At 56.3% G+C, this 13,180-nt stretch carries 14 protein-coding genes; 4 read left to right on the top strand and 10 right to left on the bottom strand.

The annotated features are described in order from the left end of the window. The 5 genes from AC07VG_RS12515 to AC07VG_RS12495 form a co-directional block, all read right to left on the bottom strand. A complete protein-coding gene (locus AC07VG_RS12515; protein ID WP_495021265.1) occupies positions 1-1,107 on the bottom strand; it encodes a hypothetical protein in 1,107 nt (368 codons plus the stop codon). A 566-nt stretch (positions 1,108-1,673) separates the two neighbouring features. Then, positions 1,674-2,021, bottom strand: a complete 348-nt coding sequence (locus AC07VG_RS12510) for a hypothetical protein (protein ID WP_495021264.1) — start codon at positions 2,019-2,021, stop codon at positions 1,674-1,676. Between the two features lie 29 nt (positions 2,022-2,050). After that, the gene (locus AC07VG_RS12505) at positions 2,051-2,437 is read right to left on the bottom strand and encodes a hypothetical protein (protein WP_495021263.1); all 387 of its coding nucleotides are present in this window, start codon (positions 2,435-2,437) and stop codon (positions 2,051-2,053) included. A 358-nt stretch (positions 2,438-2,795) separates the two neighbouring features. Further along, positions 2,796-3,341 (bottom strand): riboflavin biosynthesis intermediates N-glycosidase, encoded by a 546-nt coding sequence (gene ybiA, locus AC07VG_RS12500; protein WP_495021262.1) that lies wholly within the window; start codon positions 3,339-3,341, stop codon positions 2,796-2,798. 206 nt (positions 3,342-3,547) lie between these two features. Then, on the bottom strand, positions 3,548-4,834 hold the full coding sequence (locus AC07VG_RS12495) for a DUF1173 family protein (protein WP_495021261.1): 1,287 nt from the start codon (positions 4,832-4,834) through the stop codon (positions 3,548-3,550). Between the two features lie 572 nt (positions 4,835-5,406). On the opposite strand from AC07VG_RS12495, the gene AC07VG_RS12490 reads away from it, so the two are divergent. The 4 genes from AC07VG_RS12490 to AC07VG_RS12475 all read left to right on the top strand — a co-directional run bounded on the left by AC07VG_RS12490 (position 5,407) and on the right by AC07VG_RS12475 (position 7,603). After that, entirely contained in the window at positions 5,407-5,706 is a 300-nt protein-coding gene (locus AC07VG_RS12490; protein ID WP_495021260.1) for a DUF1640 domain-containing protein, read from the top strand. 185 nt (positions 5,707-5,891) lie between these two features. Further along, positions 5,892-6,530 carry a hypothetical protein gene (locus tag AC07VG_RS12485; protein WP_495021259.1) on the top strand — a complete coding sequence of 213 codons (639 nt, stop codon included), beginning with the start codon at positions 5,892-5,894 and terminating at the stop codon, positions 6,528-6,530. Between the two features lie 224 nt (positions 6,531-6,754). Continuing rightward, a complete protein-coding gene (locus AC07VG_RS12480) occupies positions 6,755-7,111 on the top strand; it encodes an HNH endonuclease (RefSeq protein WP_495021258.1) in 357 nt (118 codons plus the stop codon). 168 nt (positions 7,112-7,279) lie between these two features. Next, on the top strand, positions 7,280-7,603 hold the full coding sequence (locus AC07VG_RS12475) for a low molecular weight protein tyrosine phosphatase family protein (protein ID WP_495021257.1): 324 nt from the start codon (positions 7,280-7,282) through the stop codon (positions 7,601-7,603). Between the two features lie 225 nt (positions 7,604-7,828). Here AC07VG_RS12475 and AC07VG_RS12470 read toward each other — a convergent pair whose 3' ends face one another. From AC07VG_RS12470 to benC, 5 genes are all read right to left on the bottom strand, one after another. Next, entirely contained in the window at positions 7,829-8,803 is a 975-nt protein-coding gene (locus AC07VG_RS12470) for an AraC family transcriptional regulator (protein ID WP_495021256.1), read from the bottom strand. Between the two features lie 214 nt (positions 8,804-9,017). Continuing rightward, entirely contained in the window at positions 9,018-10,217 is a 1,200-nt protein-coding gene (locus AC07VG_RS12465; RefSeq protein WP_495021255.1) for a benzoate/H(+) symporter BenE family transporter, read from the bottom strand. Between the two features lie 65 nt (positions 10,218-10,282). Further along, the gene (catA, locus tag AC07VG_RS12460) at positions 10,283-11,221 is read right to left on the bottom strand and encodes a catechol 1,2-dioxygenase (protein ID WP_495021254.1); all 939 of its coding nucleotides are present in this window, start codon (positions 11,219-11,221) and stop codon (positions 10,283-10,285) included. Positions 11,222-11,315: 94 nt separating this feature from the next. Beyond that, on the bottom strand, positions 11,316-12,074 hold the full coding sequence (locus AC07VG_RS12455; protein ID WP_495021253.1) for a 1,6-dihydroxycyclohexa-2,4-diene-1-carboxylate dehydrogenase: 759 nt from the start codon (positions 12,072-12,074) through the stop codon (positions 11,316-11,318). A gap of 34 nt (positions 12,075-12,108) precedes the next feature. After that, complete coding sequence (benC, locus tag AC07VG_RS12450; protein ID WP_495021252.1) at positions 12,109-13,122, bottom strand: benzoate 1,2-dioxygenase electron transfer component BenC; 1,014 nt, start codon at positions 13,120-13,122, stop codon at positions 12,109-12,111. Positions 13,123-13,180 lie beyond the last annotated feature (58 nt).

The raw sequence follows: 13,180 nt of genomic DNA, 5'->3' as shown, positions 1-13,180 counted from the left end.
TCATTTCAACTCAACCTCCAACACCTTACGATAAAGCTCCCCACCTAACTTCTTCATAACGTCAACCAACACCAAATTATCAATAGCCTCCAGTGAGTCTTTATGAAAGCTACTACCACCCAAAGCTTGAAAGATATTAGAACAGTCATCCATTGCACTGGCATGCACAATGTAGCCTCCCGAATTCACATTGCAATTTCCCTCAACAGTAGAAGTAAAAGCAGACAGTATCAAATGAATATCAACCGCCTTGCCGGAATTCGATATTGAAAAAACCTTCTGATTATGATCGAGGCAGATCTCCATGCCAAAATCAATTGGCCGCCCTCCAGACTTTTCTATCGGAATAGAAAACAACCCTCTTTTAGTGCCCGGAATAAAAACGGTTGTTTTTTGATCCACCAAGCTCTCATGAAAATCCGACATCTTATTATATTTCAAACAGACCTTACCCCCATACAGGACATAGGCTGTATTTCGCCCCATATAGGCTTCAGCCTGAGCTACTGGTTCAGAACCGTTAGAATCCCCAACCCCACTAGATTTCAGTGAATTTATCTGTTGGATTTTTTCCGATGTGGACAAAGCCGAAACAGTGAAAAGCTTCGAGCTAATTTTCTCATCTAAGATATCCCCCACACCAATGTGAGATTGTTTTTGCAGCACCTGATAAGCATAGTGCTTGACACCCTCGACTGCCTTATCATATCGACTGCTTGTTTTCATTACTTCACTTTTATTAAAAACCTTTCTCCCAGTACGCTCAAACGCCTTTTGCCACGCCACGGTACCTGGAATGATAATCAATTGTGGGTATTTTTCACTTAGTTGCTCCCCCCATGACACAATCCGATTTTTTTCACTTTCATCCAAGTAGCGCTGCGTTTTTCCGTACACATGCTTTTTGCCTCCACCCAATACTTCCTTTGCAAATAGATATTCAGGCGCTACAAACATCCCCCACGGCGTGGGTCTGTCGTTAGTTCTATCAAGATGCGACCACGCTTTACTCAAAGCAGTTTCAAGGTGAGCCATACGCTGATCAATAGGCTGATTTTGTATATACAATGTATTGATGGACCAGATAAAAGTGTCTAGCTTATGCATAAGAGAGCCCCCCATCCCTGAATGTGCTAAGAGTAGCTTGCAGTGGACAGAGTGGCTGATTATTTCGTTGATCTGCAACAATATGCCGCTAGCGCTGTGGGCGCTGATTGAAAACTGACCCACCGGAGCGGGATAGAATTTTCACACCTCGAATTCAGCAAAATCCGCCTGCAAATCGTTTTGAGAGCAAAGGAAAAGCAGCGGTGACTCAGTCACCGTCTATCTCCCAGGATACCGTCGGTTTTGCTTCTGCTTTTCAAACTCATTCATGGCGCAGTCAGAAGTGCGGGGCCGTTGCCAGAGCTTTGAATGCAAATCCAAGCGGAGCACGCAGGCCGGCACGGCCGAAGGCGTGAGGATGGAAGCCCGAAGGGCCAGGACGCCCGCCAGGCGGGGTGGCTTGTTTCACGACAGCCGCTCCGAAGGGCAGGCACTCGTCACTCGTGTTGAGTTGCTCATTATGTCTCCGTCATAGGTCTCGAACTTATGGATCGAAAGTCTCTGCGATCAGCCTCACTAATATCATAAGGCTATGTTTGTCGCGCTGCCGCAGGGTAATTCACAGCCTAAGAGTTACACAGTGTCCACCAGCGGCAACTCACCTCAGGTTCAATCATCACCCACGCCTCTGACTTTGAGCCACAAATATCGAAAACGACATGGACTCCTGCTCCTGAGCCATCTCGCACAAGTTCGATAAAACTCACGCTTTCCGATGAGACGCTCATCAGCACTTCTCTGGCAAGACGCAACACGACCTGAAACGATGCCATTACAGCACTGAAGGAAATATCGACCTCCAGCTCTCTATTTTTTGATATTATTATATAGCGACAGAACGCTAAATTCGGATCAACCTCGACCGGTTCAATACCAAACTCCTCCAGAAAATCATCTACGCTTGGAAATTCCATTACCATCACTCAACCCACTAAATATTCATTTACATGTCAACTTCCAAAACCACTCCCACATCCGGCTTCAGTTGGACAAATGCTTTCCATGCCAACAAAGCCTTCTCAAATGAGTCAATAGCAATTATCTCAAAATATTCTTCATCGTAAAGCGAGTAAATTTTCACCTGAGAATTCGTCAGCTCAGCCCCCCAAGACTCCCGATCCCACTGCGCAAAATCCGTCTTGAGTTCCTTAACCGATCTGGCCTGGCCCACACCTTCATCCAGCCATTCCAAGGTATCTGAAAGACCCAGCCCTCCATCATCAGTTAAAAGACAAGCAAGCGGGCTAACCCCGTCTTTGTTGACGAGATTTGAAACACAGCTGGGTGAAAAATCTCCATTCGATCCGCACCAAGAAAAACTCAATTTCATTTCATACCACCTAAAATCCAAACATCCAACCTGTCAACAGCCTGCCTTTTTTTCAGAAACTCAAGCAATATAAAATTGAGCTTTCCATCATTGATACCCGGCCTCTTCCCGGGTCTTTCAATACCAAATGGCTTGTACAGACTCGCTACTCAATCCCATAAATTTATCAGCAAAAACACAGGAAAGATCATGATTACAAATATTGGCTCTTTCAATAACCAGTTCCTTAAGCACCTCTACCGGCGCGAGACCATCTAAAATCCGCTGTTTCATCTGAACCATAATTACCGACATCAATAAAAATTGAGGCAGGAGGCCCCATAATGCAAGGCATTACCGTAGCCCTACCAGGAGTGGGTCAGATCTCGTCGCGGACCTGCATAAGCGCGAACCCCAATAGATTTAGACCACACCACAGGTTGGGATCGTTCGCGCTTTCATCGTCTTGGGCGAGTCCAATACCCCAGATGCTATCCACTGGACTGGCCTCAACGATGATGTGAGATCCGGTCTCCTTGAGGAAGGCGCTCAGTTCCGGGTTTTGGGAGAACTTGGCTTGGTTCGCGCGAACGACAATTTCATACCGATGTTGCAGCCAAACCTCATCGCTGAACCCACGCACATTACGGCCAAGCGCCTTGGCTGCGTTCGGAGTAGGCGCCAGGAGCACTTGAGCACGAACTTCCTGATCATCGAATAAGGCGGCCTTCTCGGCCATCATGAAATGCTCGGCGGTTGGGTAACGCTCCCCCTCCACGACGAACTCAGCGTTGTACCACTGGCTGAAACACGAAGACGTGATGCCACGCTTGCTTCGCTGGTGCCCCCAGAAAAAGACGTACTCAAGCGCCTCTCCAGCGTTGAAGCGGGAGCGGAGATCTTCCAGATAGTTGGAGTCGTGCAATGGGCCTTCCTTAGCAATTGGCTTCCGACGAAATGGGTTTGCCGCGATGTATTCAGGCAAATCTCGGCCGAAGAGTTTGCTTGCATTCGCCTGCGTACTCAACCCCGGGGGCATTCATCTGCCTCATGGATCGAGCCTTGCCCCGGAGACGTGCAGATCGCAGCGAACAGCGAGTACCTCGTGGGTGCCATTCACTGCGCCGTGTGCTATCGGAATCCATTCGAATCGTCAGCGGTGCCTACTGGCAGACAGGGCAATTCACGCATCCTCGGCCCATCCGGATCCTCTGCAGCGTTCCAGCTCCACCAGCCCTCAACTCCGTAGACGCGGTCGTACCACTGGGTTTTCCGGGCCTTCTGCGCCAGGTATTCGGGTGTGCTCATCCCGAAGACCTCCAAGGGAAAATCCTGCTTCATGTCCAGGAGCCAGAAGTCCGGGAAAAACTCGCACTCGTCGGCGTCATAGCGAAGCGGTTTCTCAAAGCGTCGTCCAGCGGCGAACAGCTTGGCTTCCAGGGTGGATTCGTAATCGGAGTCCAGCGGTATCCAGCGCTCACTGACGTGCATCAGGGCCAGGTCCAGCACCTGGGCGCGAGCACTGGTGTTGCCCGTCTCCACATTGAGCTGAGCAATTACCATGACCCGTTCCCTGCACTTCCAGGCCGCAATCTCCTGCTTGAATCGCCTCCCGGTGTCCGCCCAGACCTCGGTAGGCATGCTCAGGTATGGCATGCCAAAGGGGCCCGCCAACGGCAGCTTGAGGACCGCCCCGTCATGCTTGTTCTTGTCGAAGCGCGCCAATGGCGAAACCGCTATCGCTCGTCGGTTGCGCTGGATCGCGTCCAACACCACACCTTCGTTGGTGACTTCAGCTTTGGAGCGAGGGGTGGCACTGACCAGTAAGACGTCGCTCAACGTCATGCGCCCGACCTTGATCCGGCTCGCGGTTTGACGGAGGGCGCTATGGATCAATCCACTGTTGCGCTTGCCCTCCATTGCCGGGTACCAGACGTTCAGCCGCGCCTCTTGCCACAGCAGGTGGAGCAGCCCCAGCAGGGTCATCGCTGGTTTACGGGTGCCCGCGGTCGGCGCATGAATGACAATGCCTTTATCGGCACGCTCCCCCTTTGCCGCTTGCTCAAGCAGGCCACGCGCCAGGCGTACACGCAAGGTTCCGTCATCGCCCTCCTCGACCACTCCCTGCTCATAGCCCTGCATGCCTGAGCGCTCAGGTGCTGGTGCGTAAAAGCGGCATTCGTTGGCGTGCTCGGGGCCTGTGCCGGCGAACCGGGCCAAGTGGAAGTCATCGGTCGTTTCCCGGCGTTTGATCGCCAGCTTGCGCTCACCGTTGCCTGGGCAGCGGCACGTGGCGTGAGTGCGACCGTAGGCCTTTTCCAGTACGGACTTCCAGCCCTTGGCGAACTGATCTTCCGTTTGAAAGGGTTTAGAGAAGGACTGGCCGTCGATCACGACCGTGAAGCGCTCATTGAGCATGGAAACACTCTCCTTGTGCAGGCCCTTCGCGCTGGGCCTTTGTCCTACCTGTCAGTGTTCGCGATCAGAGTGTGGGCAAATCCATAAAGGCTGTCTCATGCAGTCTGCCCACCACTTGACATCGACATCACCCAGACGCGCTGGGCCCTTCATCATGTTCGAGTGCACATGGGTGTCAAAGGCCAAAGTTGTCACTGAATGAAAGGGACTAACCGGATACCTCTCGGCCCGCCGCTAACGCCGGAAGCCACGCCTCCCAGCGCCCAGGATCACTGCCCCTCAAAACACCAGGCATAGACCCACGCAACGCAAGGAAACGTCTGACTATCTCAACCAGTGGGTTTGGATCGACTATCTGGGCTGGTTCGCTGTCGTTGGCAGCACCTTCCCCGGTAGCCAGGACCTTTAAGGCTACGATGGGTTTTCAAGCCCATGGGTCATCTGTAGTTCGCTCAGCATTCGGAAGCGCGAACAATCGTCGAGTCTCTCGACGACCGAATGCATCAACCCCATCGTGACGGAAATCCACCGTCAGGTGGGTCTCCTGATCGACTTTCCGAACAGGAGACAACATGACACTTGCGATAACGATCTACGACGCGTTGACGACCGCCAACGTTACCCCTGACAAAGCCAAAGCGGTGGTACACGCTTGGGAGGCCGAAGTGGAAAAGCTGGCTACAAAGGCTGACCTCAAACAGGTCGAGACTCATTTGACACAGTCCATCACAAACCTAGGCGTTGAGCTGAGGGCAGAACTCAAGGAGCAACGGGCTGACCACCGATCATCCATTCGGCTCCTACAATGGGGGAACGGTTTGACGCTTCTCTGTGTGGCGGCACCCTTTATCCGCAACACGCTCGGGGTGTAGACCAGGTCTTCTTGGTTTGAGCCACGGTATCAATCTTCAGCCGCCCGACCTTCACCGGTGGCCCATTCGTAACAAGGCGTCGGCACCCGCCGCGTCCTGATTCACCACCTATTCAGCCCATGCGGGGAACACTCCCCCGTACGGGTGCGGTGTCTCTCCGTGTTGGGCTTTTCTGGAGAGATCCCATGCAACTGAATGCCCTTACCCCGCTGCAACAGCAACTGATCAAACTGCCGATCGTGCTCAGTGCGCGCACCTGGCAGGAAGCCGTTTACACCGAGCACCCCTTTGAGTGGGAGGACTTTGAGCAACGCCTGACTGAGGTCATCAGGGCCAGCTATCGGGCCATTCTGCAACGGCCCGAGGTATCGGTCCTTTGCAGTTACACCTACGACTTTGGCTTCTTTCGCTTGCCACCTAAGCATCTGCAGGATCAGTTTCACTGGTTGGACCTGCGCCTGATCGTCGAGCGAGAGCAAGACGTTCCAACGCTGCTACGGATCATGCTCAGGAGCGAAACCAGTCAATCGACCGGGCGAACTCAAAGCATGCTCTTTGAACCCGGTCGACTGTTGAAGACCCAAAGTGTCAGTCAGCTCGAGCAACAAGGGCTGCTGGACATAGCCCCGTACCTGGGCCGGCACCTTGCCGGTGACTGGGGCGAGCTGGACGAAGACGACAAACTGAGCAACGAACAGGCGTTGCACAACGGCACCTGGCTGTTCTCGGCCTACGACATTGACGCTGGAGACAACAAAAGGCTCTACATCATCACCGAGGCAGACAGAAGCGCCACTACCGTGCTGCTGCCCTACGAGTACTGACTCATTTCCCCTGCCCCAGCTTGACTGAGGCCCATCAACCGTCTGCTCACCTTCACGGGTGAGCAGACGGTTTCCCCTTGCTGCACGTTGTGAATCCGAGGTGTTGTTTGAATGGCGGTGCGGCCCTCGCATCGGACGCCATTTACCCTGATGCCTTGATCCGTGAAGACGGTGCAAGGCATCTCACAGCACCGCGGACTTCCTCTGAAACCAGGAGGTCTTCAATGCCCAGTTCCGTAGCAAGAGCACGCGCCTTTGCGTTCTACCGCCAGGAAGGTCGCTGCTATTACTGCGACTACCCCATGTATGTCACCTCGCCCCGAAAATACGCGCAGCTCTATGGCTGCTCGCGCCAGCAGGCCCTGCAGATGCAATGCACGGCCGAGCACCTGGTGGCCAAGTGTGAGGGTGGCTCAAACCGCCCCTCAAACATCGCCGCAGCCTGCAAGGTGTGTAACGTACGTCGGCATCAGGGCAAGGTCGCTCTGCCGCCGCAAGCCTATCGGGAGCTCGTTCAGAGCAAGGTGATGGAAGGCCGCTGGCACCCGTTTCGTCTGATGGGGTCAGTGGCTCAGCCGTAGGTAGGACCTAGCAACCACCCCATGGTCGTACTCACGACCGTGGGGTGGGTGTCATTCAGTACGATCGCAACAGCCTGTAAGCTGTACAACGTACGCCGACATTGGCGCAAGGAACTGACGCCCAGTCTGACCGCTGTGTTGATATTGATGCCAAGGAGAGTGCCCAAGGTGAATGTGCTGTTTGTCTGCGGTAAAAATCGGCTCCGTAGTCCGACCGCCGAGCATGTGTTTGCGTCCTGGCCGGGCGCGGAAACGGCATCGGCCGGTGTTGGCAATGACGCTGATGTCCTTGTGGATGCCGAGCTTCTGGCATGGGCCGATCTTATCTTTGTCATGGAGCCCGTCCATCGCAGAAAGCTCGCAGCCCGATTCCGCTCTGAGCTGGCCAGCAAACGCGTGATTTGTCTCGATATCCCGGATGAGTTTGACTACATGGCGCCTGAGCTGATCGAACTGTTGCAGGCCAGGGTACGCCGGTTTCTACCCGGCTGATGATTGGCGAGCGGAACCGGCTGCTACGATCGGCGGCAGACAGCTCGTTGGTCAATTTGGGTAACCGTGTCCAAGCAGGGAGAATCTCAATGACCACGAATGAGCACAAGATGGAGCTTCACTGCTTGATGCTTGAAGCAGCGGAGAGCAGTCGAACGTTTCCGGTTACGACAAAGCATGATTTTCCTTAAGTGGGCGACAAACTCACCCCATTCGTAGCGCGACTCAACCAACGCCCCTCTCCTGCACGCGGCGCTTCAACGTGTCCGAAGGCAACTCGGTAAACCGCCGACGGTATTGTTCGGCGAATCTGCCCAAGTGGACAAAACCGTAATCAAGCGCCAGTTCAGTGACACTGCGTACATTGCAACTGGGGTCGGCCAGACATGCCTGGATGCGTGACAATTTTTGCTCACGAATAAAACGTTGCGGCGTGGTGTCCATGTGTTTTTCAAACAAGGCGTACAGCGAGCGCACGCTCAGTTGCGCCTGGTCGGCCAGGCTTTGGACGCTGATGTCTTGTTGCAGGTTACGCGTGATGTAATCCACCAGGCGCTCAAAGGTGCTGTTGGAACACGCCAAGTGTTCGCGCCGCACGTTGTTGCGCATCAGGGTCAACATTTTACTGGCGACGATTTGCGCGTAATGCTCCTGGACACGCGCCAACGCAGCACCGTCCTCGGCCTCGGTACAGATGGTCGCCAACAACGGTACAAATGTTTGCAACTGGTCCAGCGCATAGCGTCGTTGCAGGAAGCGGATGCCTTCGCGCGGGTACAGCCAGCGCTGCTCCTGGCAGATCGACTCAAGCAGCCTTGTCGGCACTTTGAGAATGAATTTTTCGCAGTCACGGGAATACGTCAGGTCCACCGGATCATCGGGATTGATCAGCAGCAGCTCCCCCGGGACCAGATGATGCACGCCGGCGGGGCCCCGCCATAGGCAGTCACCGCGCAGCAGGACTTGCAAATGAAAGATGTCCTCCAATGCATCGGAGACCACCCGTACGCTGGAGCCGTAGCTGATACGGCACAGGTCTAGGCTGGCAAACTTGCGGTGGTTCAACTGCGCATGGGCGTTGGCCTTGCGCGGCAGTTGAATACAATGACTACCGACATACTGGTTCACATAGCTGGATACAGCATGGGGGTCGGCGTTCTTGAACACCTCGCTCCGCTCGCTTAGCAGGGGCATATTCATGGTGGTCACTCTTATATTATTTTTATCAATCAAGCTTGGAGCAGTAGTGCAATGACATGCAGGCTACCCGATTGTCGATCACGCCCCCCGCGAATACCAATACAAATTGGGTTGGGAACCATACCTGGCAGGTATCTAACCGCCTGGCTTCAGCCGTCTCGCGATGGGCCCGGCACGGGCATCGAACACACGCAGATACCGCTTTACAACACCCCTAGCGCTCAGTCGGTGCCACGCGCACAGAGACGGATCGGCGTTTGCCCATCACCCAATGCGCCGCCAAACCGAGCAACAGCCCCCAGAATGGTGCTGACAAACCGAGAAAGGAAACCCCCGACGCGGTCACCAGAAACGTGAACAGCCCCGCATCGCGGTCATGGGCATCGGACACGCTGCGTACCAGCGCATCGTTGATAGCACCATACAATGCCAACCCCGCCAATGCCGCGATCAACGCATGCGGGAACGCGGCAAACAACGACACCAGCGTCGCGCCGGCCAACCCCAGCAGCAAATACAACACACTGCCCGAAAGCGCGGCGACGTAACGTCGTCGAGGGTTCTCGTGGGCTTCGCGCCCGGTACACAGGCTGGCCGTCACGGCAGCAAGGTTCAGCCCATGGCAACCAAACGGCGCAAGCACTGCACCGACCAAGGCGCTGGCGCTGATGATCGGGCTGGCGGGCGTGGAATACCCGGCGCCGCGCAACACGGCAATCCCGGGCATGAATTGCCCGGTCAAGGCCACCAGCAGCATTGGCAAGGCCAGGCTCAACATGGCAGGCAAGCTGAATTCAGGCACGATCCACTGCGGGGTCGCCCAGGCAAATACCAATGCCTCTTGCTGAAACTCCCCGGTGACCAGTGTGATGCCCGTCCCCACCACCAACACCGCCGCCACCGCATAGCGAGGCCACAGTTTGCGAAAGCCGATGTAGGTCAGAAACATAGCACCGATCAGCGCCGGGGCTTCAGGTGCCGAGCGGAATGTTTGAATGCCGAAGCTGAACAGGATCCCGGCCTGCATCCCGGCCGCAATCGACCCTGGCAGGTGGACCAGCAATTTATCGAAGACGCCGGTGAAACCAATCACCCAGAGCAACAGGTTGGCCACCAGATAGGCGCCGACTGCCTGATTAAGGCCGATCTCAGGCAACGCGGTGACCAACAATGCTGAACCTGGAATCGACCACGCCACCACGATGGGCACTTTATACCTGAGGGAAAGCCCGGCGCCGAGCACGGAAGAACCGATGGAGATAGCCCAGACCCAAGACGACAGCTGGATCTCGGACAGATGCCCCTGCTCCGCGGCATGGAAAATGATGACCAGCGGCCCCGCGAAGGAAATCAACGTAGCAATGAAACCGGCGATCACCGCCGACAAGGACAGGTCGCGAAACAGAGTTTCCATGTGTACCTCGACATCAGCCGGGAGCTGCGCGCGCTCCCCGGCTGAGTAAAACAGTCGGCGTGGCCTCAGCTATCCTGCAAGACCCGTGGGCGACGGCTGCGCTGCTGCGCTGCAGGGCGGGCGGCTGGTTGCAACTGGAAGTCGAACTCAAGCTCGGCGTGGCGACCTTCGACACCCCGGGCGCTGGCAGCCGCCTGGTCATTGATGAACACCACCTGGCCTACCAAGCCGTCGCGGGTAGCGAACGCAAAGTCATCCCACAAGTACTTGTCATCGGACAGGTTGATCTGGGTCGTCAGGTGACGGTAGCCAGGCGCCGAAATGAAGTAATGGATGTGCGCGGGTCGTTGGCCATGGCGCCCGAGCAGGTTGAGGCATTCCTGGGTCGGCCCGGCCTGGTTGCAGCCATAACCGGACGGCACGATGGAGCGCGCGCGGTAACGGCCCTGGGCATCGGTGACGATACGTCGACGCAGGTTGTACTCCGATTGGTTGGCGTCGAAGTACGAATATGTACCTTGGGTGTTGGCATGCCACAGATCGACTATCGCGCCCGGGACCGGATTCCCATCGGTGTCGCGCACCACGCCTTCCAGGAACAGCGTCGTCGCAACGCCCTCTTCGCTGCCATCGTCCAGCCTGGCTTGACCTTGACTCAGCGGTGCGCCGGCGACGTACAGCGGCCCTTCGATGGTCCGTGGCGTTCCGCCGACGTGTCCCGCCAGGGCGTCCTTGGCGTCCTGCAACAAGTCGAGGAAGTGCTCCACGCCAAGCCCGGCAACCAGCAGCCCCGCTTCGTTACGTGCACCCAGGCGGTTGAGATAGTCCACCGCCGCCCAGAACTCGTCGTCAGTCACCTCAAGATCTTCAACGATGCGCGCCACATCGTTGACCAGACGAAACAGCAATTGCTTGGCACGCGGGCTACCCTGGTCACTGCCGCAGCCGCTGACCTCTTTGAAAAAGGCTTGGAGTTCAGGGGTTTGAGAAATTTTCACGGTCATGTCGATCACCTTTTTTATTGATTTAGTGTGCACACAGCCAATCACGTCACACTTAGGAAGCACCTTGTATTCGGGTACCGCGATTGCGTGCAGCTCAGCCCAGGTCACCGCCGCCCACCGGCAAGGTGACACCGGTGATATAGGAAGCTTCGTCAGAGGCCAGGAACAAAATGGCGCCTACCTGTTCGTCCACCGTCCCATAGCGCTTCATCAAGCTGCTGTCCTTGGTCTGCTCGACGATCTGCGAGTACCACTGCTGCTCTTGCGCGGTGGCCGTGGCGGTGTTGCGCGGGATGCGTCGCGGCGGCGCATCCGTACCGCCCGGCGCGGTGGCATTGACGCGTATACCGCGTCCGGCAGTTTCAAAGGCCAGGCAGGCCGTCAGCGCGTTGACCCCGCCTTTGGCCGCACCATAGGGCACACGGTTGACCCCTCGGGTGGCGATTGAGGACACGTTGACGATCACCCCGCTGCCTTGCGCCAACATGTACGGCAGAGCGTTGTGGCAGCACCACAGGGTGGGGAACAGCGAGCGACGCACCTCAGCCTCGACCTCCTCGGGCAAATAATGCTCGAAGGGTTTGGCCCAGATGGTGCCGCCGACGTTGTTGATCAGAATGTCCAGCCGGCCGAAGTGTTCCACAGCCTGGCCAACCACACGCAGGCAATCTTCGTAGCGCTCTAGGTCTGCGGTCAGGGCAAAGACTTCCGGCGGCAGTTCGTGCACCAGTTCGCTGCGGTCAACCGCAACCACCTTGGCGCCTTCAAGCAACATACGCTCGACTACACCACGCCCAATGCCTTGCGCCGCGCCGGTGACCAGTGCGACTTTATCGTTGAATCTCATGCTCATGGCGACCTCGAAAACCTATGCTGTAGCCGCATATTCACGCGGCGCTGGCGGCGAATTTTTCGTAGTAGAAGTTGGCGGGGGAAATGCCCTGCTCGCGGATGTAATGACTCACGGCTTCCACCATCGGCGGCGGGCCGCACAGGTAGATGTCCACGTCACCACCATTCAAATGCTCTGGCGCAATATGCTGGGTGACGTAACCCTTTTGCGGCCATGCGCTTTGCGGGTTGGCAACACAGGCGCTGAAGGTGAAGTTGGGAATGCTCGCGGCCATCGCGTTCAGGCGGTCCATTTCCACCAGGTCAAAATCGTTGGTAACGCCGTAGATCAGGTGCAGGGGATGGTCACTGCCCTTCTCGGCAATGGTTTCAAGCATCGCCGTAAACGGCGCCAGGCCAGTCCCGCCCGCCAGCAACAGCAGCGGCCGCTTGATCGGGCGCAGGTAAAAACTGCCCAAGGGGCCTGCCAGGCTCATGTGGTCACCGACCTTGGCCAGTTCGGTGAGAAATTGGCTCATCAGGCCACCGGGAACATTGCGGATCAGGAAGCTGACGCGCCCGTCCTTCTGCACGGAACTGAACGAGTACGCACGGGTTTGATCGCTGCCCGGCACTTGCAGGTTGACATACTGGCCCGGCAGGAACGTCAGGCCAGCCAGCGCTTCGCCCTGGATGGAGAGTGACAGGGTGCTGTCAGACAAACGGCGTACCTCCTGGATCTCGCCTTCGTACGTGGACTGCTGGGCTTTGCACACATCGGACGACGCTGGAATGCGCACCACACAGTCGCTCTTGGCGCGCATCTGGCAGGTCAGCACAAAACCTTCGAGCGCCTCTTCGGCAGTCAGGGCGTCATCGATGTATTCCCTACCCAGGTCGTACTCTCCGGACTCAGCAAAGCATTTACAGGTTCCGCAGGCGCCATCACGACAGTCCAGGGGAATGTTGATCCCTTGGCGGTACGCCGCATCAGCGACGGTTTCGCTGTCGGTCGCGTCGATAAAACGGGTCACGCCGTCTTCGAAATTCAGGGCAATTTTGTGGCTCATGGCATACCTCGCATGGCTGCACGCCTCCACCTGTTCGGCGGGCGGCGCAATGCAGCCC

The sequence above is a fragment of the Pseudomonas sp. GW821-FHT03C07 genome (assembly GCF_059420925.1).
This window is presented reverse-complemented; position numbering and strand designations above follow the sequence as displayed.